24 protein-coding genes are annotated in these 26,015 nt (G+C 34.2%); 9 read left to right on the top strand and 15 right to left on the bottom strand.

The features are described from left to right. Positions 1-185 precede the first annotated feature (185 nt). On the top strand, positions 186-1,925 hold the full coding sequence (locus EG358_RS17175) for a sensor histidine kinase (protein WP_076561158.1): 1,740 nt from the start codon (positions 186-188) through the stop codon (positions 1,923-1,925). Continuing rightward, positions 1,922-2,566 (top strand): response regulator, encoded by a 645-nt coding sequence (locus EG358_RS17170; protein ID WP_076561074.1) that lies wholly within the window; start codon positions 1,922-1,924, stop codon positions 2,564-2,566. The genes EG358_RS17175 and EG358_RS17170 overlap by 4 nt, the downstream gene beginning before the upstream one ends. A 1,460-nt stretch (positions 2,567-4,026) precedes the next feature. On the opposite strand, the gene EG358_RS17165 is transcribed toward EG358_RS17170, so the two are convergent. Beyond that, positions 4,027-4,797: a DUF3108 domain-containing protein gene (locus EG358_RS17165; protein WP_076561075.1), complete on the bottom strand. Its 771-nt coding sequence runs from the start codon at positions 4,795-4,797 to the stop codon at positions 4,027-4,029. Between the two features lie 154 nt (positions 4,798-4,951). Here EG358_RS17165 and EG358_RS17160 point away from each other — a divergent pair, with 154 nt between their 5' ends. After that, complete coding sequence (locus EG358_RS17160; RefSeq protein WP_076561076.1) at positions 4,952-6,007, top strand: NAD(P)/FAD-dependent oxidoreductase; 1,056 nt, start codon at positions 4,952-4,954, stop codon at positions 6,005-6,007. A 90-nt stretch (positions 6,008-6,097) separates the two neighbouring features. After that, a complete protein-coding gene (locus EG358_RS17155; RefSeq protein WP_076561077.1) occupies positions 6,098-6,427 on the top strand; it encodes a 2Fe-2S iron-sulfur cluster-binding family protein in 330 nt (109 codons plus the stop codon). Positions 6,428-6,491: 64 nt separating this feature from the next. Here EG358_RS17155 and EG358_RS17150 read toward each other — a convergent pair whose 3' ends face one another. The 7 genes from EG358_RS17150 to EG358_RS17120 form a co-directional block, all read right to left on the bottom strand. Then, positions 6,492-7,484 carry a GTP pyrophosphokinase gene (locus EG358_RS17150; protein ID WP_076561078.1) on the bottom strand — a complete coding sequence of 331 codons (993 nt, stop codon included), beginning with the start codon at positions 7,482-7,484 and terminating at the stop codon, positions 6,492-6,494. A 77-nt stretch (positions 7,485-7,561) separates the two neighbouring features. Further along, positions 7,562-8,143, bottom strand: coding sequence for an LOG family protein (locus EG358_RS17145; protein ID WP_076561079.1), 582 nt, complete (start codon positions 8,141-8,143; stop codon positions 7,562-7,564). 16 nt (positions 8,144-8,159) lie between these two features. After that, positions 8,160-8,624, bottom strand: a complete 465-nt coding sequence (locus EG358_RS17140; protein WP_076561080.1) for a GNAT family N-acetyltransferase — start codon at positions 8,622-8,624, stop codon at positions 8,160-8,162. 117 nt (positions 8,625-8,741) lie between these two features. Then, a complete protein-coding gene (gene tnpA / locus EG358_RS17135; protein WP_076561081.1) occupies positions 8,742-9,167 on the bottom strand; it encodes an IS200/IS605 family transposase in 426 nt (141 codons plus the stop codon). 281 nt (positions 9,168-9,448) lie between these two features. Continuing rightward, the gene (locus tag EG358_RS17130) at positions 9,449-10,894 is read right to left on the bottom strand and encodes an aminoacyl-histidine dipeptidase (RefSeq protein ID WP_076561082.1); all 1,446 of its coding nucleotides are present in this window, start codon (positions 10,892-10,894) and stop codon (positions 9,449-9,451) included. Positions 10,895-11,059: 165 nt separating this feature from the next. Continuing rightward, on the bottom strand, positions 11,060-11,551 hold the full coding sequence (locus EG358_RS17125; RefSeq protein WP_076561083.1) for a hypothetical protein: 492 nt from the start codon (positions 11,549-11,551) through the stop codon (positions 11,060-11,062). Between the two features lie 95 nt (positions 11,552-11,646). Further along, positions 11,647-12,249, bottom strand: a complete 603-nt coding sequence (locus EG358_RS17120; RefSeq protein ID WP_076561084.1) for an LURP-one-related/scramblase family protein — start codon at positions 12,247-12,249, stop codon at positions 11,647-11,649. A 178-nt stretch (positions 12,250-12,427) separates the two neighbouring features. On the opposite strand from EG358_RS17120, the gene recR reads away from it, so the two are divergent. Further along, positions 12,428-13,039, top strand: coding sequence for a recombination mediator RecR (recR, locus tag EG358_RS17115; RefSeq protein ID WP_076561085.1), 612 nt, complete (start codon positions 12,428-12,430; stop codon positions 13,037-13,039). A 2-nt stretch (positions 13,040-13,041) separates the two neighbouring features. Further along, entirely contained in the window at positions 13,042-13,881 is an 840-nt protein-coding gene (locus EG358_RS17110; protein WP_076561086.1) for a glycosyltransferase family 2 protein, read from the top strand. Positions 13,882-13,933: 52 nt separating this feature from the next. Here EG358_RS17110 and secG read toward each other — a convergent pair whose 3' ends face one another. From secG to EG358_RS17095, 3 genes are all read right to left on the bottom strand, one after another. Continuing rightward, positions 13,934-14,281, bottom strand: a complete 348-nt coding sequence (secG, locus tag EG358_RS17105) for a preprotein translocase subunit SecG (RefSeq protein ID WP_076561087.1) — start codon at positions 14,279-14,281, stop codon at positions 13,934-13,936. Between the two features lie 121 nt (positions 14,282-14,402). After that, positions 14,403-16,448, bottom strand: coding sequence for a M16 family metallopeptidase (locus EG358_RS17100; protein ID WP_076561088.1), 2,046 nt, complete (start codon positions 16,446-16,448; stop codon positions 14,403-14,405). 54 nt (positions 16,449-16,502) lie between these two features. After that, a complete protein-coding gene (locus tag EG358_RS17095; protein WP_076561089.1) occupies positions 16,503-17,816 on the bottom strand; it encodes a M16 family metallopeptidase in 1,314 nt (437 codons plus the stop codon). Positions 17,817-18,040: 224 nt separating this feature from the next. Between EG358_RS17095 and EG358_RS17090 the strand changes: the two genes are divergently transcribed. The 3 genes from EG358_RS17090 (at position 18,041) to EG358_RS17080 (ending at position 21,670) form a co-directional block, all read left to right on the top strand. Then, the gene (locus EG358_RS17090; protein WP_076561090.1) at positions 18,041-20,371 is read left to right on the top strand and encodes an ATP-dependent helicase; all 2,331 of its coding nucleotides are present in this window, start codon (positions 18,041-18,043) and stop codon (positions 20,369-20,371) included. Between the two features lie 91 nt (positions 20,372-20,462). After that, positions 20,463-21,287, top strand: coding sequence for an alpha/beta hydrolase (locus EG358_RS17085; RefSeq protein WP_076561091.1), 825 nt, complete (start codon positions 20,463-20,465; stop codon positions 21,285-21,287). A gap of 5 nt (positions 21,288-21,292) precedes the next feature. Further along, positions 21,293-21,670, top strand: coding sequence for a hypothetical protein (locus tag EG358_RS17080; protein WP_123890150.1), 378 nt, complete (start codon positions 21,293-21,295; stop codon positions 21,668-21,670). A gap of 43 nt (positions 21,671-21,713) precedes the next feature. On the opposite strand, the gene EG358_RS17075 is transcribed toward EG358_RS17080, so the two are convergent. From EG358_RS17075 to EG358_RS17060, 4 genes are all read right to left on the bottom strand, one after another. Next, positions 21,714-23,555, bottom strand: coding sequence for a carbon starvation CstA family protein (locus EG358_RS17075; protein WP_174565097.1), 1,842 nt, complete (start codon positions 23,553-23,555; stop codon positions 21,714-21,716). A gap of 226 nt (positions 23,556-23,781) precedes the next feature. Further along, positions 23,782-24,747, bottom strand: coding sequence for an alpha/beta hydrolase (locus EG358_RS17070; protein ID WP_228421372.1), 966 nt, complete (start codon positions 24,745-24,747; stop codon positions 23,782-23,784). Positions 24,748-24,824: 77 nt separating this feature from the next. After that, entirely contained in the window at positions 24,825-25,208 is a 384-nt protein-coding gene (locus EG358_RS17065) for a DUF3037 domain-containing protein (protein WP_076561094.1), read from the bottom strand. Further along, complete coding sequence (locus EG358_RS17060; RefSeq protein ID WP_076561095.1) at positions 25,195-25,968, bottom strand: HipA family kinase; 774 nt, start codon at positions 25,966-25,968, stop codon at positions 25,195-25,197. Before EG358_RS17060 ends, EG358_RS17065 begins: the two co-directional genes overlap by 14 nt. Positions 25,969-26,015 lie beyond the last annotated feature (47 nt).

Below are 26,015 nucleotides of genomic sequence, written 5' to 3'. Positions count from 1 at the left end.
AATCACTTAAAGACGAAGTTTTTTAAAAAAACATACAGTCTTTTGATGAAATTTAGAGAATAAAATATAGTTGTTTCAATAAATATTTTAATCTAAATAAGTGATAGTGTGCCAGAATGTTTTTTACAGCCTGTGAATCAGACTTTTAATCTGGAATGATTGTAAAAAGCTTTAAATACATGTATATGAAATCAAAAGAAGACCGTCCAAAATCATTGAATTTTAGATTCAGAAAAATTGTTCACTACTCTCTTATCTTTTGTATTCTATTAATACAGCTTATTATTGCAGCTTTTTTTTATAACGAATTTATCAATAGAAAAAATTTAGCATTTATAGAAAATCAACTGAAGGAAGTGCTTTCTCTGGAAAACTTAACAGATGATTCTCGAAAAGAGCTTTTGAATGCTCAGGATTTTCTTCAGCAATATTTAACTAAGGCTGACGAAAAATATTTGAATTCCTATTTTGTGTCCTTAGATAAACTTGGTAAAAATTTAGATAACATCAATCGATATGAGTCTAAATATCCGAGGCTAAAAAATATATTAAAATTTAAAAAAAATGATTCTCTAGGAAGTAAAAACCTAAAGACGTTGATTGATTCTACTTATCAGTATTCTACAAAATCAAATTTTAGGGCTCCAACTTCTATACCTTCTATTAAAAAATATGATGGCAATTACAATCTGGATAAATATGATTTTCAAGTAGAAACAAAAACGATTACAGATACTATTAAGAAAAAAGGACTTTTTGGTCGTTTGGGAGACGCCATCACAGGAAAGCAAAGAGTGCGTAAAGAAAGTACGATCATTACTGTAAATAAAGGTAAAATACCTGAAGCCGCTGCCATAAAAGCAGATATGGACAGTATTATGAGCCTTGTTCAAAATCACTATTCTGGTGAAATAAAAAAAATGCAGGTGCAGGTTGCTGGAAAACAAAATGACGCCAATAAGTTTTATACCATTTTTAATAATCTTCTGGTGTATAGTAATGGCGTAATGAATATCTATGATTTTGCGATTAAAGATTCTAAAGCTGATCTTGAAAAGCAATATGCTCTCCTAAATTCTGAAAATAATAAGATTAGAACAAATCTGATTTTGGGGGCAATGGCTTTGATGTTTATCGTTTCCATATTAATTATGTATCTGACAAGAATTGCATTTGTATACGAGAATCAGCTGAAAGCAGCCAATAAGCAAATTAAAGAAAACCTTAATTTTAAAAACAGAATTCTAGGAATGCTGAGCCACGAATTGCGCTCGCCTCTGAAGATTATCGGCATTTTTATCAGAAAGATTGATAAAAAAACCAATGACGATAGTATTAAAGAATATTTAAAGTCAATTAGTTTTACCAACAAAACTTTATTGATGCAGGCAAATCAGATTTTAGAATATACCAAAAATCAACATGTAGAAAACCATCTTGTTCCTGTAGTTTTTAATCTTAAAAACGAAGTGACCTCTATTTTAAACTCAATAGAACCATACATTGAAACAAGAAATAATAAATTTATTGTTGAAGAAAATATTGATCCGGAAATTGAAGTGTATTCTGATAATACGAAGATTAATCAGATCTTTATGAATATACTTGCCAATGCAAATAAATTTACTGAGAACGGAGAGATTAAGGTCGTAACCAAAGCTGAATCTGTTGATGAAAGCTATGTTTCTCTGATGACTACAATAAGTGACACAGGGGTTGGTATTTCTAAATCTGATCTCGAAAAAATATTCGAGCCTTATTATCAGGGAGTTTTATCTGAAGGGGTTGAAAATTTGGGCGCAGGTTTAGGTTTAAGCTTATGTAAGGAGATTGTAGAATTGTATTCTGGAAATATCTCGGTAGACAGCGAACAAAATGTCGGTACAACAGTACGTTTTACTATTAATTTGAATATCAATAAATGAATAATTTAGAAACTAAAACCATTAATTTTTTACTTGCCGATGATCATAGTCTCATAAGGCAAGGTATAGAATTTCTTATCGAAGAAATTGGTTTTGAAGGCGAAATTTTTCACGCATCCACTCTAAAGAAAGTTTTAGAAACGGTAGGGGTGCAGCAAATAGAAATTGTAGTAATAGACGCTATTTTCCCGGACGGAAACAGCTTAAATATAATTGCTGAAATCAAAGCGCTGAAACCAGAAATTAAAATTCTGGTTTTTTCCGGAGTTGATGAAAATATACAGTCTATAAAATATATTAATGCCGGAGCAAACGGCTTCCTCAGTAAAATGAGTGAAGAAAAAGAGATAAAAGAAGCAATTCTTAAAATTCATGAAACCGGAAAATATATTTCCTCAATTACACAGAATTTACTGATTGATTCTTTACACAACCGAAGCATCATTAATCCTTTGCAAAAGCTTACGGAAAGGGAGCTGGAAATCGCGGAAATGTACGCAAAAGGATATGGTAATCTCGAAATTGCAAATAATCTGAACGTAAAACAAAACACGATAAGCACGATTAAAAAAAGGATTTTTGATAAACTACATATCGAGAACATTGTTGATTTGGCTGAACTGATCAAAAATCAACATTAGTTTTTATCCTTTTACTATTAATTTTATAGATAAATATCGACAATCATGTCATAATACATCTACAATACATATTGTGGAGATTCCCCTGTATCTCCCTATTTTTACACTATAGAAATACGGGAAAAATTATCTCTTTAGGAATGATTTTTAATTTGTAAATCTAAAATAAGTTCAGGTTTTGAAAATACTAAATAAATAATTGTCATCATTACAGCTGAAAAGCTCTACGAAAGATGCCTTTAATCAAAAAGAAATAATAAAACAGTAAATATAATCACGGAACTGAAAGGCTTTGTCCTATATACCGGAAAAGAAAGTTTTATAATAATCCTAGAAAATGATTTCAAAAAGCATGTTAATTTAGGTTATGGAACCTTCGGATTTTTTCGGAGGTTTTTGCATTTAAATAGTTGTTTTTTTGCAGAGCTCGACGTAAGAGATGTGAATGCAACTTAATTATGTTGTCGATAAATATCTATAAGAACATCGAAATACATCTACAATAAATTGGCTGAATAAAACTCAATATTTTCTTATTTTTACATTATAAAGATGAATGGAAGAATTTTTAAGTCGCTAATCCAAAATAAACTCAGAATTTTCAGATTATTTAAATAATAATTAATTAAGTTTTAAACTTAGTTTAAAAGGGTGAAGGATGAAAAATAATTAGCGACTAAACATTAAAATTAATTTTTTTTATACTAAAAATACAGATTGATTTTAAGAGAAATATAATCTTCTAAATGTTTATTGCAGAGTTAAAAAAAAATTGTGATAATGGAAACGATAAAGTTTTTTTATAATAGTCCTAGAAAATGATTTCAAAAATATGTAAATTTAGGATGTAAGGTCTTCGGAGTTTTTCGGAGGCTTTTTGTTTATTTAGCAGAGCTCCAATTTTTAGTTTTCAACATTATGTATTAAAAATCAGAATTTACAATCTGCTTTCAGTAAAATAAAGATTTACTCAATAGTTTTTTGTAGATAAATATCTACATGTGGATCGAAATACATCTACAATGTCTATAGTGTAATTACTGTCATATCTTCCTATTTTTACATTATAGAAACGAACGAAAAAGTTCTTTAGAACGTTTTTTATTTGTTATCTAAATAAGTTGAGATTTTAAAAATATTTATTAAAATAAATTTAAAATTTTGAAATTGGTTGAAAACACGAATGATGAGAAAAAAAGTATGCCGAGTTCATTACAACTTATAAAAACACAATTGATTAACCTAAGTGTCATCTTTACAGAGCTGAAAGGCTCTGTAACAGGTGCCTTAAATCAATTTTAAATAATTTATTCAAATAATAAATGCCCCTTAGGTTACTTATAAAGTTAAAACTTTATAATAAGTGAAAGGGTGGAGTTTTTCATAAATACTTTGAATAGTATTCTACAAGTTTGTTAATTTAGGTTGATAAGTCTCCGGAAAAGTTCCGGAGACTTTTTCTATTTTGTAAACTTCAACGGAAATTTCACATTTTTATAATCATCAATACTTGCCTTTAAAGAACCAACTGCCAATTCAGCTTTTAGCAGCAACGGAATATGGTTGTAATCATTACTTACCCACATTGTAACACCTTCTTTTTCTTTAAAAACTCTTCCGCTCTTTACCGAAGGAATGATCTTTAAAGCACTGATGGTTCCGTATTTTGTCTTTAAATTTTCAGTTCCGGTCACTTTAAGCTGGAAAGGAAACATTTCGTCATCAATCCACACATTCATATTAATAATAGTTCCTACTTTTAGTTCAGCAGGAGTTTTGCTTCTGAGATAGTAAAAACATGAGAGCATATCTTGCACACCTTTTACAGATTTTATGGTTTTTGAACCATTGGCAGGCGTTTTTTTATCAGTTAAAACCAATGTGTGACTGTCGTGGTTAAAAACAGTTTGCAAGTGTTGTCTGTAGCTACCTTCTTTCACATTTCTTACATAAAAACTAGGCAATTCTGTAGCGATATTGATATAGCTTTCATATAAATCTTCAACTTTAAAAAAAGCTTTTACAGCACCTGTTGTTTGCCCGGTTCCTTTTACGTATAAGTGTGGGGCGCCTTTATAATTAACTTTTTTGGTCGTGAGATTGGCCGATCCGGCGTTTAAAAACCCATAGTGTATTCTTAAGGTGATCGATTCGCCGTCTGCCACATTGTTAAGTTGTGAATAGCCCAAAAAGAAAGCAAATATTGCTGTAATGGTAAGTAACTTCTTCATAATTTAAATTTTGCAAAAACACTGCCAATTTTTTCATTATCAGCTTATTGCGTCTTTTTGATAAATCTCAGTTTTTTATTTGAGCATAATTAAATATGCTTCGCATTAAAATTAGTAAATTTGCAGCTACAAATTATTAAATTATCATCATATTATGATCACTACAGATATATTGATTATCGGAGCAGGACCAACGGGACTATTTGCTGTGTTTGAGGCTGGTTTGCTTAAAATGAAATGTCACATCATCGACGCACTTCCTCAACCGGGAGGTCAGTTAGCAGAATTATATCCTAAAAAGCCGATTTTTGATATTCCGGGTTATCCGTCTGTAAATGCAGGTGAGTTGGTCGATAATTTAATTGAACAGATCAAACAGTTTCAGCCGGGATTCACTTTGGGAGAAACCGCTGTTTCTTACACAAAAGTAGATGACGAGTGGTTTGAAGTAATTACTAATAAAGGCACCGTTCACAGATGTAAGGCTATTGCAATTGCAGGAGGTTTGGGAACTTTCGAGCCGAGAAAGCCTACGATGGAGAACATTGCAGACTACGAAGAAAAAGGCTTGGAATATTTTGTAAAAGAGCCTGAGCATTTCAGAAATAAAAAAGTGGTTATCGCCGGAGGTGGAGATTCTGCTTTAGACTGGAGTGTTTTCTTATCTAATGTGGCAAGTGAAGTGACTTTGATTCACAGAAGAAATGAATTCCGTGGCGCTCTGGATTCTGTAGAGAAAGTTCAGGAACTGAAAAATCAGGGTAAAATTAAATTGATTACTCCTGCTGAAGTTACTGCGATTAAAGGTGACGGAAAAGTAGAAGCGATTACTGTAGCAGTTGACGGGCAAGATCCTTATGATATAGAAACAGATTATTTCATTCCATTATTCGGTTTGACTCCAAAATTGGGTGAAATTGGAAATTGGGGATTGAATATTGAGAAAAATGCAATTGTGGTAAACAATGCTTTAGACTATCAGACTAATATCAGCGGAATTTATGCAATTGGTGATATCAATACATATCCGGGGAAATTAAAGCTGATTCTTTGTGGTTTCCACGAAGCTACTTTGATGTGTCAGAGTGTTTATAACAGATTAAATCCTGGTAAAAAATTCGTTTTAAAATATACGACAGTAAGTGGAGTAGATGGTTTTGACGGAAGCCGTAAGGAAGCTGAGAAAGCAGTTGTAAAGAAAATAGATTAATTTGGTTTTTAGGTTTTGGTTGATGGTTGTTAGTTAATGCATTTCTGAAAACCAACAACCAACAACCATCAACTAACAACATTTATAATAATGAGCGATATAAATATAAAAATCACCGATAGAGAAGGTGTTACTCACGAAGTGGTTGCTCCAACGGATATGTCGATGAATTTGATGGAAATTATCCGTTCGTATGAATTGGCAGAAGAAGGTACCATCGGAGTTTGTGGCGGTATGGCGATGTGTGCTTCATGTCAGGTTTATGTGATAAGCGATCCCGGACTAGAGCCAATGGGCGATGAAGAAGATGCAATGCTTGGTGAAGCTTTCCATGTGAAAGAAAACAGCAGATTGGGTTGCCAGCTACACATGGCGATGGAGATGGAAGGTCTTGAAGTGGAGATTGCTCCGTATCCTTAGAACATTTTATACATAATAAAAAAACTCCCGAAGGTTTTCTTCGGGAGTTTTTTGTTGATAAACTTTATGTTTTGCTTTCCAAATAATTAATTAACCAAAGTATCGGCGCACCTTGTATCAAGGAAATCTTTATTTTACTATTAGTCACATTTTCATTTAAAGATTTTAAATAGTCTACTTGTCTTGCAGTAATTTCTTCCTTGTGCTTGACCAGATTTTCTTCCAGTTGGGTTAAATCAAATATCTGTAAATCTTTAAGCTGTGACGAGAAATTGTTTGATGAAATATAGGTAGAATCAAACTTAGGATTTTCGGTAAGCTTTAGAGCTTTCTTGATCTCATTTTCAATTTCACGTAAAAGCTGATTCTTTTTCACGAACGCAATAATCGTAGATTCATTAATTTCTATGGATTTCTCTTTGCTTTTTAAATTTTTACTGACCGTATTTTCAAAGTCCTGAATTTCTTTTTTTAGCTTCGTAAATTCAATATCCGCTTGTTCAAGTAATGCGGCTACTCTGTAGAATGTTCGCTTTGCTTTTTGAGGAATCTGAGTAAAAGATTTATAGCCCAGATCATGTTCTATCTCTGCCCACGAATGTTGAAGTATACTCCTTATCTGAATTTCAAATTTAATATCTTTATACTCCTCATATCCTGCTGTTTGTGCTTTATGATCATTTAGTTGTAAAATATAATGAACGCTTCTGTACCCGAATTTATCAATCTCAATATTTCTTTTATCAATTGAGTTTTCCCAATCGATTTTAAATTCTTTATTTAGGATTTCCTCTATTTTTGAAATATCGTCTTCAAAATAAGTAATAATTCGCAATGCCAAAATATCTGTAATATCCTCCAGCTTTTCATATTTATTCTTTTTAATGACTTTTTGAGCAAGGCTTTCTTTGGTTTTTATCCGGCTTATGATTTGATGGATTGAATAATTTTTACATAATTTCCTTAAAATTTTTTCGACTTTGAAACTAAAGGAAGAATACAAGTGAGATTTTTCCTCATATTGAATTAGTATTTTATTTAAATCCTCGTTTATCATAATAATTAGCCATTATTTAAATTTACAAACTTTTAATTATAATCATTTATTAGTTACTTTTAAAGCCTAGGTTTTTTCTAAACTTCCTCCTTTGAAATCCATTTTCCGACAGACGGAGCCCGGTAATTTTTCATTTTCTCCAATAATTCATCAATAGAATCACTCACCAGAAGCATTTCCTGATTGATTTGTTTTAAGAATCCTTTATCAACCATATTCTGTACCAGCTTGATCAAATCATCATAAAAACCATTGATGTTCAGAATGGCAATCGGTTTTTTATGAAGTCCGAGTTGCGCCCAGGTTATCATTTCAAAAAACTCTTCTAAAGTACCATAACCGCCGGGAAGTACAATCACGCCGTCACAAAGATCATTCATTTTGGTTTTTCTTTCGTGCATGGTTTCTACCAAAATAAGTTCGGTAAGGTCTTGATGAGCGATTTCTTTAGATTGCAAAAAGTGGGGTAGAACTCCTATTGCTTTTCCGCCCTCCTGTAAAACTCCGTCAGCGACTGCACCCATCAATCCGACATTGGCACCGCCATAAATGAGTTGAATATTTTGTTTTGCCAAAGTCTGTCCTAGCAAAATTGCCTGTTCTTTATATATTTCATCAGAACCAAAACTTGATCCGCAGAATACTGTGATGCTTTTCATTATTTTAATTTTTCAATTATTTTTTCCATTTTATTTTTACGGCAGACATGATTTCCAATTCTAGTCTTGTGTCTGATAAAACTTCAAATCCGTTTTTTAAATAGAATTCGAGTGGTGATTTGTAAAAACTACCGTTTCGTTTTTTGTCATCGCTATGGTCGATAACCCAGCCGTTCATCTCTTTTTTATTTTGTTTAAGCTCATTCAGAACTTTTGTTCCCCAACCTTTACCATGAAGATTTTCTGAAAGAATAATTGCAAACCATGTTTCATTTTCTCTTTTAAAAGTAATTGCCCAGCCTTGAATTTTTTCATCATTATTTGCTAAAAGAAAATGCTTGACTTCATTGAGCTTTTCAAGATAACTTTCGAAACCGCCCATATTTTTATAAGCAAGTTTTTCCGGATATTCATTATTCCACAATTGTAAAACCTGTTCTTTTTGTACTAGATTAAGTTGATGGGTGGTTGTGATTTTCATAATAATGTTTTATCATTTTTGAGATAAACTCTAACACAAATTTTCATTTTATCATTCAATAGGGGTGGGCTTCAGCCCACCTATAAAATTAAATTTTCCATTGGCTTTAGCCAAAACCTACATAAAATTATATTTTTCTCTAAACTCTTGATATTCTTCTTCAAAGGTTTTCTTCTGATGATGAATATGTTGGTTTTTAATATAATTTCGAACTTGTTCAACCATTGATTCTGAAACAGAAACCGCAAAATATTCTTCTTGCCATGCAAATTTTTCTTTCGTCAAACAATTTTTATTAATCCAATAAGAAGACTCACCTTTTATTAACTGAACAATATTTTCAATGTTTTGATTTGAGCTTAAAGAAATTAAGCAATGACAATGATCAGAATATCCATTGACTATATCCATGAAAATTCCTTTTTCTGTTGCGTTTTCTTTAATATGTCTCCAAACTTTAATACGCTTTTCTAATGTGCTAAAGTATGGAATTCTATTTTTTGTTGAAAAGACAATATGGATATAAATTTTGAGATAAGACATTTGTGTTGTTTTCTCAAAATTAGAAATTAATTTTTTAAGTTTTGGCTAAAGCCAAAGGAATGTTTTTTTATCACAAACGGGCTAAAGCCCGTTCCTATTGAATAACATCATATTGTGAATTTTTGATTTGAACGTATTTTTGTCATTCAATAGAGGTAGGCTTTACCCCACCTACAAAATATGATTCTTCCTTCGGCTTCAGCCAAAACCTAGAGTATTAAAAACAAAAAAATATCCAAAATCAATCGACTTTGGATATTTTCAATATAAAAATCACATTCTTATTTTAACGGAATGTTTGCTAAAATATCTTTCGTGAAACTCCAGAATTTCTGGGTTGAAGAGATATTTGCCTTCTCATCCGGAGAGTGAGCTCCTCTAATGGTTGGTCCGTAACTTACCATTTCCATTTCAGGATAATTTGCACCGATAATTCCGCATTCCAAACCTGCATGACAAGCAACAACGTGTGGTTTTTCTGCAAATTTTTCGGTGTATATTTTTTCTAAAACTTGTACAATTTCAGAACCTGGTTTTGGTTTCCATCCCGGATAAGAACCGCTGAATTCAACGTTCATTCCGGCTAATTCTGATACCGATTTTAATTGTTCTGCAACAGAATCTTTAGACGAATCTACCGATGATCTTGAAAGATTCAATATTTTCAAACCACCTTCTTTTAATTCTACTCTTGCAATGTTGTTTGACGACTCTACCAAATCCTGTACATCCGAGCTCATTCTGTAAACGCCGTTGTGAAGAGATTTTAAGACTAAAATAATCTTCTTTGAATCATCCACAGAAAGTGCTTTATCAGAACTTGTAGAGTTTTCAATATTAATTTGAAGATGAGCTTCAACAGATGCAAATTCTTCTAAAATTTCTTTTTTGATTCCGTTGGTTACGTTTTCAATAAATTCACCAGCATTTCGCACAGAAATTAAAGCTACAGATTCTCTTGGTATTGCATTTCTCAAACTTCCACCGTCAATAGAGATCAATTGAACGTTTTGATTTTCCAAAGCTTTGTAAAGAATTCTTCCCATGATGATATTGGCATTTCCAAAACCTTTATGAATATCCATTCCTGAGTGACCGCCTTGCAAACCTTTTACTTCGATTCTCACGATTTGTCCGTTAGAAGCTTCTGTTGGATAGTTTTGGGTTACCGTAACATCAATTCCACCTGCACATCCGATGTCGATTTCGTCATCTTCTTCTGTGTCTAAATTTAAAAGGATTTGTCCGGTCAATTGTCCGGGTTTTAAACCTAAAGCTCCGGTCATTCCGGTTTCTTCATCAATAGTGAAAAGAGCCTCCAAATCCGGATGTGGAATGTCTGAACTTTCAAGAACCGACATAATGGTTGCAACGCCTAAACCGTTATCTGCACCTAAAGTTGTACCTTTTGCTTTTACCCAGTCTCCGTCGACTTCCATCTGAATCCCTTGAGTTTCAAAATCAAAATTCACGTCGTTGTTTTTCTGGCAAACCATATCCAAATGCGACTGCATAACGATTGATTTACGGTTTTCCATTCCCGGAGTAGCCGGTTTTTTAATAATCACATTTCCTACTTCATCTACAGTGGTTTCCAGTCCTAAATTTTCACCAAATTCTTTGATGAAAGCGATTACTTTTTCTTCTTTTTTCGACGGTCTCGGAACTGCATTTAATTTGGAAAAATTCTTCCAGATAATTTGCGGTTCTATATTGGATAGTTCCATAAAAATTTATTTTTATCAAAATTACGAAATCGCTATGATTTAGAAACAAAAATACCAACTAAAACTCGGCGATTGCATATGATAAATAAAAACATAAATAAATACATATGAAATAAAAAATGCTCCCGAAATTCAGGAGCAGTATTTTTAGAAGCAAAAAGAGGGTTAGCATCCGCATTCACCATAAATAGGTGTTTTGGTAATGCTTCCGTCCGGTTTTTCAATGGTTAAAGTACCTTCAAAAATTAAAGCTTCTTCTTGTTTTATTTTTTTTCCTTTCACAGAGATTTTATAATTCTCATTTTCAATTTCCTTGGTCAGCTCTTCGCCAGTTTCCATATCGCTTGAAGAAATCAAATTCATGGCGATTCTTTTTCCGTCGAGCTTCATGTAAGCTGTTTTTCCTGCATCATCGGCGTAAATGTACTGTTCGTTTTCAAAATCTGCTTTGTTTTTTGCAAAATAGCAAGAGCATTCTTTGATTTCTTTCGGGAAAGGAAATACATCAACTAAAACTTTCTCAGGTGCAGAATCTGTTTTAGTAGAATCCTGAACCACATTCAAAGAGTCTGAAGGTTTTGAATCTGTAACGGCTTCTTTTTCCTTTTTACAGGCAACTAAAATTAATGCTGAAAAGAGAATGATAAAATATTTCATGTGTTTAAGTTTTTGTCTATAAAGATTGTAACTAATTTAATGAATAACTGCTTCAAAATGTAAGCCATCATCAATAGTTAATTGCAATCTTGGTATTATCCTCTTGCTCTTTCAAGTAAAACCATCATTAATAGAGATAAAACGACTAAACTTTCGTCTTCATCATCAATATCAATCAGTCTGTCAAGCTGAAATCTTCTTCCAAACATCGAAGGCATTTTTTTTAGCTTAAAATATTCTTTTCCGTCGATTCCTTTTACGGTGTAAGACGGGTTAAGGAAATATCCGGTAAACATTCCGATGATTGGGATTTCACCAACCATTCCGTCGAAAAATTTTACCCAAGCATTATCTTCCGTGATGGTAAATTTTTGCTGATCAGCCTCGTCTAAAACATTGTAAGAAGATTTCCAGATAGAACGCATTCCTTTTCTTGCCAATCTCCCGAAATTTTTTCCGATCGTATCTTTAATAGAATAAGATGCATTAAAATCAATCCATTGGTTCGCCTGAATTCTGAAAAGTTCTTTGGTTTTGCTTTCGTCATTGAAAACGATAACATCTTCTTTTAGTTTAAACATCTTCTGACGAACGTAAGCTACATAATTTCCTTGTCTGTCTGTAATGTTGAAATCGCTGGCAAGCGTTGTGATTTTAAATTTAAAATCCAGCGGATAGTTGAGATTGTTAAGTACCATTTAGTTTATTTCTGTTTAATATTTTGATGATCAAAGATAGTGGTTTTTTCAGATTTATGGTTGATAAGTGACTAATTCTGCAAGGTGAAACTATCACTTCAATTTTAACCTGTAAACTTATCGGCCTAATTGAATTTTGACTATTACATTTTACAACTATAATTCTTATTTTTGTGCTATGGATTACCCAAGTAAAGTATTGGCAAAAGCAGTTGAAGAGATTTCCGGGCTTCCGGGTATTGGGAAGAAAACTGCTTTGCGTCTTGCGCTTCATTTACTAAAACAGCCCAATTCCAGAGCGACAAGTTTGGGGACTTCAATTATCAATCTGGTCAATGAAATTAAATATTGCAAAGAATGCCACAATTTTTCAGATTTTGAGATTTGTGAAATTTGCAGTAATGATAAACGCAGTAATGAGCTGATTTGTATTGTGGAAGATGTACGTGACGTGATTGCTATCGAAAATACCGGAAAATACAGAGGGAAATACCTTATTTTGGGCGGAAAGATTTCTCCGATGGAAGGGGTTGGTCCTCACCAATTAAATATTCCTAGTATTGAAAAGAAGTTGCAGCAAGGTTTGGCAAAAGAATTTATCTTTGCTTTAAGCGCAACAATGGAAGGCGATACTACAGCGTATTATATTTACAAAAAATTCAAGAACTCGGGGGTTCAGTTTTCAAGTATTGCAAGAGGGATTTCCGTAGGTGATGAATTGGAGTACGCAGATGAAATATCTTTGGGTAGGTCGATCACCAACAGGCTTCCATATAACGAAAAGGATTAAAAATGAATAAGAAACTTTCAATCATTATCGTTAATTATAATGTGACTCAGCTTCTGAGAAACTGCCTTCTTTCTATTCAAAAATATTGTGAAGGAATCGATTACGAGGTTATTGTGATTGATAATAAGTCTACTGATAGTTCTTGGGGTGACCTGATTCCCGAATTTCCGGAAGTACATTTTATTGCTTCTGAAAAGAACGAAGGTTTTTCCAAAGCTAATAACAGAGCAATAGAAACGGCAGCAGGAGAATATCTGTTGATTTTAAATCCGGATACAGAACTGGAAGGTTTTTATTTAAACGAAATTTTAAATTTTGCTGATTCTAAAACCAATTTCGGATGTCTGGGCGTGAGAATGCATGATGCAAACGGAAATTTCCTTCCGGAAAGTAAACGTTCGGTTCCTGATATGATCAATTCTTTCGAAAAATTATTTACCAATTTCAAAAAGAAAAATTCAAAATCATATTATCGAAATGATGTAGATGAATATGGTGTTGCAGAAGTAGAAGTTATCACCGGAGCATTTTTCCTGGTAAAAAAAGAGGTTTACGAGAAAGTTGGTGGTCTTGACGAAAGATATTTTATGTACGGTGAAGATATTGATCTGTGCTATACTTTATTGAATAACAATTATAAAAACTATTATTACGGAAAAGCATCTATCCTTCATCATAAAGGTGAAAGTACGGTGAAAGATGAGTTGTATCTTGAGCGATTTTACGGAGCGATGCAGATTTTTATTGATAAATATTATAAAGTGAATAAACCTCTGCAATATTCATTTATGAAAGCCGGTCTAAGGCTAAGGCACAAAATAGAAAAAATAAAACTCAAATAAAAAAGCAACTCAATGAATTGAGTTGCTTTTTTTATCTTAAATAAAGTACTTCTTATTTATTTGCCGGAACACTTACCGGAGCCGTAGATTGAGAAGCCGGAGCTTTCTCTACAGGAGCTTCAGATTTAGTTGGAGCTTGTGGAATAGTCGGTGCTGCTTGTTTAGGTTTCCCTGTAACAACAACGCTTATCAAAATAAGAACGATGATTACCGCTCCTAAAGTCCAGGTTGACTTTTCCATAAAGTCATTCGTTCTCTGTACTCCAAACTGTGCAGGAGATGCACCTCCGAATGTACTAGAAAGACCGCCACCTTTTGGGTTTTGAGCCATAACAACGATTACCAATAAAACGCTGGCAATCATAATAAGAATCATTAATAGTGTAAATATAGTATCCATTAATTTTAATATCTTTTTGAATGGGCAAATTTAATGTTTTTTTACCGAACTGCAAAATAAGATTTAAGCTAAAATAAAAACGGCAGCGATTGCTACCGTTTTTATTAAAATATATTAATTCTTATTTGAAGTCAGAATCTTTAGCCTGGTTTACTTCGTATGATTTTACTTTCATCACCATTTCCGCACCCATTTGATTAACTGTAATCGTATAAGGCATTTTCACACCAGCAACGTCCTTGTAATCTGCAAAAGTTGTAGGAACTGTAAATGTTTGTCCCTGCGTTGATACAGTTTCAGTTTCACCAGTTTTAAGACCAGTTTTTACGCTATAATAATATGCCTTATCACCAGATTTGATTGCATAAGAATCTTCACCGTTGATTTTTTCAATTCCTGTCAACTTGTAATCTCCAGATTTAGAAAAACCTAATTCTTCGAAAAGCTCTGTGGTTTTCAGGTTATCAGCAATTTGTTCCTTAGTCATCTGAACTTTTTGTCCACCTTGCTCCGAGTATCCTGTTTTACCATCAAAAACCTGTTTCTGAAGAGTCATTGCCCCCATAGAAACGATTTGTATTTCTTTTCCTCCTTGAGCTTTTGTTGTTTTTATATCGATGTTTTGTCCTTGCATAGACATTGAACCAGTCATTGTGTAAGAATTCACTTTCGACAAATTAGCTTTTCCACCAATTGCATTAATGTACTTATCAACAACAGAAGCTACAGTTACACTTGGGTCAACTTTTTGTGCTGTCGGTTTAGCAACAGGATTTGCATACGCATCATAATATTTTACAGGGTAACCTAATTTTTCTAATCCTTCAGAAATATCAGATGCTTTACCAGCAATGAAAATTCTGCTTTGGTTGGGTAAAATAGTTGTTTTTACTGCATTAGAAACATCAGCTGATGTTACTTTATCAATAGACTTTAAATAATTGGTGTAGAAATCATCCGGAAGATCCTGAACTTTTTGGTTTACAGCAAATCTTGCAATGGTTGCAGGTTGCTCTAATGCCATAATAAAGCTTCCTTTCAATTTAGCTTTAGCATTTTCAAGTTCGTCAGCTTTTACCGTAGAGATTGCATTAATTTCATTTAAAAACTCTTTTACAGCTTTATCAGTTACCTCATTTCTTACACTTGCTTCTGCAGAGAAAGAAGGTGAGTATTTGCTTGCGCTCATATCGGAATAAGCTCCGTATGTAAATCCGTTTTTCTCACGAAGATTCATGAAAAGTCTGGCTTCTCCACCACCACCAAGAATATAGTTGGCGATTGTTGCAGGGAAGTAACTAGGATCTTTCATTTTCAATGTGTTTAGGTTTCCTACAGACACTACAGATTGTACTGCAGAAGGAACGTCTACTACATTGATCTCGGTTTTTGCAACATTAGAAGCTGGTTCTAATGCAGCGAATTTTGTATTGGCTTTTTTCCAGTTGCTGAAAGCTTTTTCAACCATTGGTTTCACCTGATCATATTTTACATCCCCTACAATTACAAGATATGCATTGTCTGGAGCGTAATATTTTTTATAAACATTCTGAACGTCAGCTAACTGAATTTTTTTGATCGATTCTTCAGTTTCAAATTCACCTCTTGAAGTGTTTTTTCCGTACGCTAATGCGTTTGAAACTCTTGAAGCGATTGCATCTGCGCTTTTTTCTGAAGATTTCAGACCTTCAACAGCTCTGTCTTTAGACTTTTGAATTTCGTCAGCAGAAAATTTAGGATTGATGATTGCATCAGCCATTAAACCTAAAACTTCAGGGAAGTATTTTGAAAGAGAGTTTGAAGAAGCTCCTGCAGAAGAGAAGTTTAAGTTAGCTCCTAAGAAATCAATTTTTTTATTGAATGCATCTTTGCTTAAAGTAGTTGTTCCGTTACCAAGCTGATCTGCCATGATCTCGCTTACTCCAGCTACATCACCTTCGAAGTAAGGTTGTCTGTCCATAGAAAGACTTACATTTACTCTTGGCAATTTGTTGTTTTCAACCACCATTACGGTCATTCCGTTTTTAAGCTGAAAAGTTTTTGGTTTCGCAATGTTGATTGCAGGAGTTGGTCCCGGCTTTGGCATTGCATTGATATCAATTTTTTGTGCAGAAAGCATTCCTGAAAATAAAAATGCTACGGCTATATAGGTAAATTGTTTTTTCATTGTAAAAAATTTAAATTGTATAATCATATTTTAAAACACGAGGTTTTTATATGATTACTTTTTCTCAGGTAAGTAATTAAGGACAACTCTTTGGTTAGAATTCAAATACTTTTTAGCCGCATTCTGTAAGTCCTGCTTAGTAATCGATTTGTAAATGTCGATTTCTTTATTAATCAGGTTAGTATCTCCCATCAATACGTGGTTTGTAGCTAAAGAAGCTGCAATCCCCTGAATGCTTGAGTTAGCATTTACAAACTGATTTTCATACTGATTCTGAAGTTTTTGATAATCTTCATCAGAAATTAAAGTAGTCTGAAGTTTTTTGATTTCGGCATCAATGTCTGACTGTAAAGTCTGCTTCGTAGTTGCTCCCATCGGGATTGCAAAGAATGCGAAAATACCGTAATCTTCAAGACCTTGGTTGAAAGCTGCTACCTGAAGTGCTTTTTTCTCCTGATCTACCAATTTTTTGTATAAAACTGAAGACTTACCGTTGCTTAAATAAGATGAAAGCATATCTAAAACATAAGCATCTTTTTCTTTGTTACCCGGCGTTCTATATGCAAAAACATAAGCAGGAAGCTGGATGTTTGGGTCGTATGCCGTTACTTCTTTTTCTTTTGTGATAGGCTCATCTTTCGGGAAGTTTTTAGGATATACGGTTCCTTTAGGAATAGCTCCGTAATATTCTTTAATCCATTTTTTGGTCTGCTCAGGCTTGATATCACCAGCTACAACTAAAGTTGCGTTGTTTGGAACGTAATATTTTTTGTAAAACGCCTTGAATTCATCCAATTTTGCAGAATTCAAATCATCCATAGATCCAATTGTAGACCATGTATATGGATGTTTGGTGAAAAGATTTTTCTGTACGTTTGTGAAAAGATTTCCATAAGGCTGGTTATCCATTCTCATTCTCTTTTCTTCTTTTACAACTTCTCTCTGGGTATCTACACCTATCTGGTTGATCTCTGCATGACGAAGTCTTTCAGACTCCATCCAAAGACCTAATTGCTCATTGTTTGAAGGGAAAGTTTCGTAGTAATATGTTCTGTCGTTCGTTGTGTTTGCGTTATTTTGTCCACCATTTGAAGAAACTATTTTAAACCATTCTCCTCTTTTGATATTTGGTGTACCTTCAAATAAAAGGTGCTCAAAAAAATGGGCAAAACCTGTTCTTCCAACTACTTCATCTTTTGCTCCCACATGATACATTACACCTGTTGTTACCACCGGTGCAGAATTATCCTGATGTAAGATTACGTGTAAACCATTTGGTAAATCATACTCTTCAAACTTGATTTGTTGTGCATTCAGCATTGCTCCAAAAAAGGCAGCTGCTGCAACACTAAGAAGTCGTTTTTTCATAAAATAGAAATTGTTTTGTCAATTAGTGTCAAATTTAAATTAATTGTTACAAGTTTTTTAATATTTTTTTAAGAATTTTACAGGAGTTAAATTGGGAATAAAAAGGTTTTAAAATTTTAATTATTCTCAAATTTCATTATGAAGCAGTAAAATACCACAGCAAAATTCAAATTTGAATTCTCCTTATAATACACTAATTTTGTGTTCCCAAATTTTTTTGCAGTATGGATTATCTGAAAGGACTCAACGAATCACAATATGAAGCTGTTACCACTTTACAAGGACCTTTGATGGTGCTTGCAGGAGCCGGTTCCGGAAAAACGCGTGTACTTACAATGCGTATTGCGCATTTGATTACCAATGGCGTGGATCCTTTCAATATTCTGGCATTAACCTTTACCAATAAAGCGGCAAAGGAAATGAAGGAACGTATCGCCAAAGTGGTTGGGCAAAGCAATGCACGAAGCCTTTGGATGGGAACTTTTCACTCAGTTTTTGCAAGAATTCTACGAAGTGAGGCGCATTATTTGGGTTATCCGTCCAATTTTACGATTTACGATCAGCAGGATGCTTTGAATGTCATCAGAAAAGTGTTGAAAGACATGAATATTGATGCCGATTTATACAAACCTAAAAAAGTTCAGGCGAGAATTTCCAATTACAAAAATAACCTGATTACCGTAAAAGCATATTACAACAATCCTGAATTAATGGAGGCTGACGAAAAAGCCAACATGAAATTTATCGGGAAGATTTATGAAAAATACGTAGAAGCCTGTTTCAAAAATGGCTCAATGGACTTTGATGATTTATTATTGAAAACCAATGAACTTTTAACAAGGTTTCCGGAGGTTTTAGCAAAATATCAGGATAGATTCAGATATATTCTTGTGGATGAGTACCAGGATACGAATCATTCTCAGTATTTGATTGTAAAAGCTTTAGCATCAAAGTTTGAGAATATTTGTGTGGTTGGAGATGATGCGCAGTCAATTTACTCTTTCCGTGGTGCCAATATTTATAATATTTTAAATTTCAAAAAAGATTATCCGGATGCCGTGACGGTTTCTTTGGAGCAAAATTACCGTTCGACACAAAATATCGTCAATGCGGCGAATGTGGTGATTGCTAAAAATTTGCAGCAGTTTAAGAAAAATGTCTTCAGTGAAAATGAAGTCGGTGAAAAAATCAAGGTTTACCGCTCGCTTTCTGATGCAGATGAAGCCAATTTCGTCGCCGGAAATATTTGGGAACTGAGCAATCGAGAACAGAAAAAATTCAGCGATTTTGCAATTTTATACCGTACAAACTCTCAGACACGAGCTTTTGAAGACTCTTTGAGACGAAAAAATATTCCGTATAAAGTATATGGAGGTTTGTCTTTCTACCAAAGGAAAGAGGTGAAAGATTTGATCGGTTACCTCCGTCTTTTAGTCAATGAAAATGATTCTGAAGCTTTAATGAGAGTAATCAACTATCCGACAAGAGGAATTGGTGAGACGACTCAAAATAAATTAATTGTTTTTGCGGATTCGCAAAATCTTCCGGTGTCTAAAGTTTTAGACAATCTGGGAATATATGCGCCACAATTGAAATTCAACAATGGCGTTTTAACAAAACTGAGCGATTTCTGGTCAATGATCAAAGCATTTCAGGTTTTGCTTAAAACTGAAACCGCATACAGCGTTGCAATGGAAGTGGCAAAACGAAGCGGTTTGATTAAGTTTTTAAAAGATGATCAAACTCCTGAAGGAATTTCACGTGTAGAGAACGTTCAGGAATTGATGAACTCTATGCAGGGTTTCATTGAAGAGCAACAACAAATTGAAGACGGAGATCCAAGCTTACCAAATTTCCTTGAAAACATTGCACTTTCTGCCGATACCCAGCGAAAAGATGACGATGAAGATATGGTTTCGCTGATGACGATTCACCTTTCAAAAGGTCTTGAATTTCCGGTAGTCCATTTGGTTGGATTAGAGGAAAATCTATTCCCAAGTTTTATGAGTTCGGCAACCCGTGAAGATTTGGAAGAAGAAAGACGTTTATTTTACGTTGCCTTGACAAGAGCTGAAAAACAGGCATTTTTCTCATATGCCGTTTCCCGTTTTCAATGGGGAAAAATTACCGATGCCGAGCCGTCAAGGTTTTTGAGTGAAGTAGATGAAGAATATATTGAATTTTTGAATCCTGCGATCGAAAAGAGATTCATCAACAATGCAGGCATCACTTCAAATATTTTTGATGAGCATCCTTCAGAAATGAGAAGCTTTAAAAAAGTTGAAAAGAAAACAATATCTAAGACTGAAAATGATAAGCCGATTGCTGAGCCGAGAAAATTGAAACCGGTAAGTACTGCAAAAATTATCAATCCAAGCGGAGCTTCTTCGCAGGATATTGAAGTGGGTGACAAAGTGAGACACGACCGTTTCGGAATAGGTGAAGTAAAATTCCTGGATGGAACTGATCCTCAGAATATCAAAGCAAAAGTTGTTTTCTTACACGAAGGAGAAAAGAATTTGATCTTGAAATATGCTAAGCTGACTAAGATTTAAAAACGAAATTTCATTATAAATTATTAAACAGACTTTCTTAGAAGGTCTGTTTTTTTATAAATTGTTATCTTTAAATTCCTAAAAATTTAAAATGAAAAAACTTCTTATATTTTTATTCATAACAATCACTTCAATATCAATATTTTCTCAGGAATATCAAACCATTTCCAATGTTCATTATTACGATGAGAAAACAAATAAATCTGATGTTTATATTAACGAAAGATGTGTTTTGGATGTGTATGTTCCAAAAAATATAAAGAATTTTTCAACAGTCATTTGGTTTCATGGTGGCGGAATAACGGGTGGAGAAAAACATATTCCCGAAGAACTAAAAAATAAAGGAATTGCGATCATCGCTGTCAACTACAGACTGTCACCTAAAGTAAATGCTCCAAAATATATCGAAGACGCAGCGGCGGCAACAGCCTGGGTTTTTAATAATATCAAAAAATCTGGCGGAAGTGAGGATTTAATTTTCATCTCCGGACATTCGGCGGGTGGTTATCTCGCTTCGATGGTAGGTTTAGATAAATCTTATTTACATAAATATAAAATAGACGCCAATCAATTGGCCGGAATTATTCCTTTCAGTGGACAGATGATCAGTCATTTTACCACCAGAAAAGAAAAAGGAATTGATGAACTTGATGCACGAATTGATGATATGGCACCGCTCCACTTCATCCGCACAGACGCACCGCCATTGCTTTTAATAACTGGTGATCGTGAAAAAGAACTATTAGGGAGATACGAAGAAAATGCTTACATGTGGCGAATGATGAAACTGAAAGGGCATAAAGAAACCACACTGTACGAACTTGATGGCTTCGATCATGGCGGAATGGCTCATCCTGCTTTTCCATTGCTTTTAAATGAAATTAACAGGATTGAGAAACTTAAGAATGTACAGTAATGAGAATGTTTCTGGCTATCTTATTTTTTCTGAATATTTCATGTGAAAATAAGGAAAGGTATACAGTAATTGGTGTGTGGGAATTAAGCGAATCTACAACAGATAATGGGGCAAAATTTGTTAAAAATGATGATTTTGAATACCTTATTTCATTTAGTAAAGATAGTATGTATACCCAAAGTTTAAATGGTAAAATATTTTCTGGGATATATAAAATCAGCCATAAAAATATTTTGGAATTAATTGACCCTGTGATAAATGATACTGTTTTATATTCTTACAGATTTGAAAAGGAAAGATTAATTTTAGATGAAATAGATTTGAAAGGAAGTTTTATTTGCGATGAAGGTTGTTCAAAAATTTTCGTAAAAATCAAAAAATAAAAGAGACGCAAAATCAAATTGCGTCTCTTTTATAATCTAAAAATTATCTCTCGACTAATTCTTTCACCGTCTCGCCATAGAAATCGGTATGTGAAGTTTTAACTTGAAGCAGCTGGTACCATTTTCTAAATGCACCAACAAAAACCACAAGCATCAGTACCATTGCCACGACTGCTAACGTTGCCAATAAATATTGCTGTTTGGGAATGTAAATATCCATTACCTGAATATATCCTGCCCAAAATGTGATAATCGCCATAAAAACTCCTGGGATCGCCGAGCAAAGTGCATATTTTCCTCGATTTAATCTAATAAGCATCGTTGTACAGACAATCAATCCGCAGGCTGCGAGCAACTGATTACTGATTCCGAAGAGTGGCCAGATGCTGCTTACGTTTCCGGTAAACACTAAATATCCCCACGCAAAAGTGAAAAGCAAACTGCTGATGATAATTCCGGGAGTCCAGTTTTTATCATTAAATTTAGGTATTACAGATCCCAGCATTTCCTGTAAGAAAAATCTTCCGACTCTTGTGCCTGCATCAATAGCGGTCAAAATAAATACGGCTTCAAACATAATTGCGAAATTATACCAATACGCCATCAGCTGATCCATGTAAGGGATTTTATTGAAAATATGAGCCATTCCGACTGCTAGAGAAACGGCTCCTCCGGTTCTTCCGTGCAGATCAATTCCTATTCTTTCTGAAAAATAATCAATATCAACACCGTGTAAACTAGGATGTGTTGCTAAGAAAGCGTCATAGGTATCTTTTGGTGTGTTGATGGCAAAATAATCTCCGGGCATCAAAGTACAAGCAGCGATTAATGCCATTAATGCAACAAATCCCTCTACAAGCATTGCTCCGTAACCTACAAATAGAATTTCCTTTTCTCGGTTCAGCATTTTCGGAGTCGTTCCTGTCGCAATTACTGCATGGAAACCTGAAATCGCCCCACACGCAATGACAATAAAAATAAAAGGTAAAACCGGACCGCCGATTACGGGGCCACCGCCGTTCACAAATTCTGTTAAGGCCGGCATTTGAATGGTTGGGTGAATGACTATAACCCCAATGGCCAACATGATAATTGTTCCTATTTTTAAGTAAGTTGATAGATAATCTCTTGGTACCAAAAGCAGCCAGACCGGAAGCACAGAAGCTAAAAATCCATACAGAGGAATTGCAATAGAAATCGTTGTAATATCCCATGAGAACATATTATTTATCGTTTCATTTTGCATTAAATTATGTCCGCCAATAATTCCGGCGATCAAAAGAATACCGCCCAGAATACTTGCAAAAGTCACAGAGTTTTTTCTGTATCGCATGATCAATCCCATGATAATAGCAATCGGCATTGTGATAACCACGGTAAACAATGACCACGAAGCTTCATGCATCGCATTGATACAGGCTAATGAAAGTCCTGCCAACGTTAAAATTAAGATGAATAAAATCGCAAAACCTGCAACAGTTCCGGTTGTTTTACCAATTTCTTTGGATGCGATAGTTGCTAAACTTTGTCCTTTGTGTCTTACAGAGGCAAAAAGTACGACCATATCGTGAACGCCGCCTCCCAATACACAGCCAATTAAGATCCAGATGGCACCGGGAAGATAACCGAATTGAGCAGCCAAAACAGGTCCTACCAATGGTCCTGCTGCTGCAATTGCTGCAAAGTGATGCCCAAAAAGAACATTTTTGTTGGTGGCTACATAGTCTTTTCCGTCTGCAAATTCTACAGCGGGAGTAGTATTTTTGTCATTCAGACGGAGTACTTTATTGGCTAAATAGATTCCGTAAAAACGGTAGGCAATCGCAAAAATGAGCAGTGAGGTAAATACTAAAGTCAGTGCATTGATTCCATTTAGAAATTCCATATTATTTCAATTTTATATGATTAAATAATTAAGGTTATTGCTTTTTTACTATTAGTAATTTAAGCATTTGGCCAAGTTACCTGTTTTTCATATAAAATAGAACGATATGTATATCAATCTAGCAAATTTGTACTGTTTTAGAAAGTGGATTTGAATTTAAATAATTGATTAATAATTGTTTAGATTATTGCTTCAATTTGAAAAAGTATATAATTTAATAATGTAATTAATGATGAACAACTGTTGTTTTTTCATGTGAAAGAATGAACTTAATCATTTCATCGTTAAGCTCGTCCTGATAGGTTTTATCTGTATTTTTAAAGCCATGGTTGCCTTTTTTCACAACGATTAATGAATGTTCGGTTCCTGCTTTTTTCAGCATTCTGTTGAGTCTCTTCGAATGTCTTAATGGTGCTACTTTATCTTTATTCCCGTGAAGCATCAGTGTAGGAACTGTATTTTGAGTATAATTAAGCGGAGATATAGTTTTGCAGACCTCAATCACTTTTTGTCTGTTTGTTTTAATATCATATCCGGTAAGTCCATGCGCAAGATTGGTTCTTATGTCGATGATTTTTTGCGAAATTAAACCTACAATAAAAAGCATTGGTTTGGGAGCTCTTGTATGAAGCAGTGTGTTCATATCAGTCGGTCCGAAATTATCAACTACATAATTTACTTTCGCCGAATATTCTGAAAGCTCAGGATCTCCCAAAAACTCATTATCCTGCGTGTAGGCGCTCAAAAGTGATAAGTGAGCCCCTGCAGAAACGCCCCACATTCCGATGTTGTTTTCATCAAGGTGATATTGATCTGCGTTTTTACGAATCCATCTTATCGCATCCTTGGTATCCTGAATGGGCGCCGGGAAGTGCAGATTCTCGGAAACCAAACGGTAATTGATGCTGATGACAGTATAGTTTTTTTCTAAAAGTTTCAAAATGGTATTTTCAACATAATTATCTGCAGTAATTATTTTGTCACCTTCCACCCAAGCTCCGCCATGAACATAAACCACAACGGGAATTTTTTTATCATCCGTATTTTTTGGGCGGTAAATATCGAGCTGTATTTTTTTACCACTTTCGTCAGTTTTATACGCAATATTTTCTGAAACATTGGCTGCCTGAAAAAGGACTTGGCTTTTCTGTTTCTGTGAAAACCCAAATGTAGAGATGGTAATTATAAGCACAAAAAATAGGTTTGTAAAAAACCTATCTGTATGTTTATGTAAAGTGTAAAAGTTCATATTCTATTGTAAATGGTTTGTTATTTCACCAATTCCTCAAATAGTTTTTCAAAAGTTTTGTCCAGATCTTTTGATTTTCCGGGATGAGGTCTTGAAGTCTGTACCACCAAACTTCTTACCGCAGTGAGCCACCGGAAACGTTCAGGGATTTCTAATGATGCAATGGGACCGCCATCTTTTGTTCCGTCTGCTATTTTTTTGAAAGCTTCAAGATTCTGATAGACATCTTCATAATCCAATTTGCTATGCATCAGTTTGAATTTATCTGGACACAAATAAAATGCCATTCGGATAAATTTTTCTCTCTTCGAAAACATAACCAGGCCAATATTGAAAAATTCTTCTCTTTCAACCTTTGGTACCAAACGTATTATGGCGTATTCGTATATTTTATCCTCTTGCATTTTTTGCTTCGTTTACAAAGATTTCAGAATTTTCTAATCGGGTTTTCATAAAGTTGAAATAGACTTCTCGTATTTCATCCGGGCTCTCTTCGGCGTCATCCCAATGCAGCCAATCTTGCGGTATTAGATTGATAATTGCTCTGAAAACCTCATCATTCAACACCTCATGAGCAAATTTATCGGCTTCATCCAACATGGTTGCCTGAGGAAGCAAAACGTGATCTTTCACATACTTAAAAGGAGTTTTTGCCGCAGTGTCAAAATTCTGCCAAGAATGGTGAAAGTAAAATGAAGCACCATTATCAATCACCCACAATTCTTTATGCCACATCAAAAGGTTGGTATTCCTGAAAGTACGGTCGATATTCGTAATAAACGCATCGAGCCAGACAATTTTTGAAGCCAAAAATGGATCGACTTTAATACTCGGGTCAAATGCAATCGACTCTGAAAGATAATGAAGTCCTAGATTGAGACCTTCAGAGAATTTCAATAAATCCTGAATTTCTTCATCAGCTTCTGTTCGTCCAAAATCGACATCGAGATTGGCGAAAACAAGCTCTGGAATAGGTAAACCTAAAGCTTCTGTGATTTTTCCTCCTAAAAGTTCTGAAATCAACATTTTTACACCATGACCGGCTCCGCGAAATTTTAAAACATATTTAAAATCATCATCGGCTTCTGCTAAAGCAGGAAGTGAGCCGCCTTCGCGAAGCGGAAGAATATAGCGCTGTACGGTAACTGTTCTTAAATCCAACATGATGCAAAATTAAGGTTTTCCTTTGTGTTTAATAGTATTTGTATTAT

The organism is Chryseobacterium indoltheticum, assembly GCF_003815915.1.
Taxonomy (GTDB): Bacteria; Bacteroidota; Bacteroidia; order Flavobacteriales; family Weeksellaceae; genus Chryseobacterium; species Chryseobacterium indoltheticum.
This window is presented reverse-complemented; position numbering and strand designations above follow the sequence as displayed.

What these genes read in the sequence shown, in the direction of transcription:
- EG358_RS17175 (WP_076561158.1), top strand. Translation starts at nt 186, where the DNA reads ATGAAATCAAAAGAAGACCGTCCAAAATCATTGAATTTTAGATTCAGA.
- EG358_RS17170 (WP_076561074.1), top strand. Translation starts at nt 1,922, where the DNA reads ATGAATAATTTAGAAACTAAAACCATTAATTTTTTACTTGCCGATGAT.
- EG358_RS17165 (WP_076561075.1), bottom strand. Translation starts at nt 4,797, where the DNA reads ATGAAGAAGTTACTTACCATTACAGCAATATTTGCTTTCTTTTTGGGC.
- EG358_RS17160 (WP_076561076.1), top strand. Translation starts at nt 4,952, where the DNA reads ATGATCACTACAGATATATTGATTATCGGAGCAGGACCAACGGGACTA.
- EG358_RS17155 (WP_076561077.1), top strand. Translation starts at nt 6,098, where the DNA reads ATGAGCGATATAAATATAAAAATCACCGATAGAGAAGGTGTTACTCAC.
- EG358_RS17150 (WP_076561078.1), bottom strand. Translation starts at nt 7,484, where the DNA reads ATGATAAACGAGGATTTAAATAAAATACTAATTCAATATGAGGAAAAA.
- EG358_RS17145 (WP_076561079.1), bottom strand. Translation starts at nt 8,143, where the DNA reads ATGAAAAGCATCACAGTATTCTGCGGATCAAGTTTTGGTTCTGATGAA.
- EG358_RS17140 (WP_076561080.1), bottom strand. Translation starts at nt 8,624, where the DNA reads ATGAAAATCACAACCACCCATCAACTTAATCTAGTACAAAAAGAACAG.
- tnpA (WP_076561081.1), bottom strand. Translation starts at nt 9,167, where the DNA reads ATGTCTTATCTCAAAATTTATATCCATATTGTCTTTTCAACAAAAAAT.
- EG358_RS17130 (WP_076561082.1), bottom strand. Translation starts at nt 10,894, where the DNA reads ATGGAACTATCCAATATAGAACCGCAAATTATCTGGAAGAATTTTTCC.
- EG358_RS17125 (WP_076561083.1), bottom strand. Translation starts at nt 11,551, where the DNA reads ATGAAATATTTTATCATTCTCTTTTCAGCATTAATTTTAGTTGCCTGT.
- EG358_RS17120 (WP_076561084.1), bottom strand. Translation starts at nt 12,249, where the DNA reads ATGGTACTTAACAATCTCAACTATCCGCTGGATTTTAAATTTAAAATC.
- recR (WP_076561085.1), top strand. Translation starts at nt 12,428, where the DNA reads ATGGATTACCCAAGTAAAGTATTGGCAAAAGCAGTTGAAGAGATTTCC.
- EG358_RS17110 (WP_076561086.1), top strand. Translation starts at nt 13,042, where the DNA reads ATGAATAAGAAACTTTCAATCATTATCGTTAATTATAATGTGACTCAG.
- secG (WP_076561087.1), bottom strand. Translation starts at nt 14,281, where the DNA reads ATGGATACTATATTTACACTATTAATGATTCTTATTATGATTGCCAGC.
- EG358_RS17100 (WP_076561088.1), bottom strand. Translation starts at nt 16,448, where the DNA reads ATGAAAAAACAATTTACCTATATAGCCGTAGCATTTTTATTTTCAGGA.
- EG358_RS17095 (WP_076561089.1), bottom strand. Translation starts at nt 17,816, where the DNA reads ATGAAAAAACGACTTCTTAGTGTTGCAGCAGCTGCCTTTTTTGGAGCA.
- EG358_RS17090 (WP_076561090.1), top strand. Translation starts at nt 18,041, where the DNA reads ATGGATTATCTGAAAGGACTCAACGAATCACAATATGAAGCTGTTACC.
- EG358_RS17085 (WP_076561091.1), top strand. Translation starts at nt 20,463, where the DNA reads ATGAAAAAACTTCTTATATTTTTATTCATAACAATCACTTCAATATCA.
- EG358_RS17080 (WP_123890150.1), top strand. Translation starts at nt 21,293, where the DNA reads ATGTTTCTGGCTATCTTATTTTTTCTGAATATTTCATGTGAAAATAAG.
- EG358_RS17075 (WP_174565097.1), bottom strand. Translation starts at nt 23,555, where the DNA reads ATGGAATTTCTAAATGGAATCAATGCACTGACTTTAGTATTTACCTCA.
- EG358_RS17065 (WP_076561094.1), bottom strand. Translation starts at nt 25,208, where the DNA reads ATGCAAGAGGATAAAATATACGAATACGCCATAATACGTTTGGTACCA.
- EG358_RS17060 (WP_076561095.1), bottom strand. Translation starts at nt 25,968, where the DNA reads ATGTTGGATTTAAGAACAGTTACCGTACAGCGCTATATTCTTCCGCTT.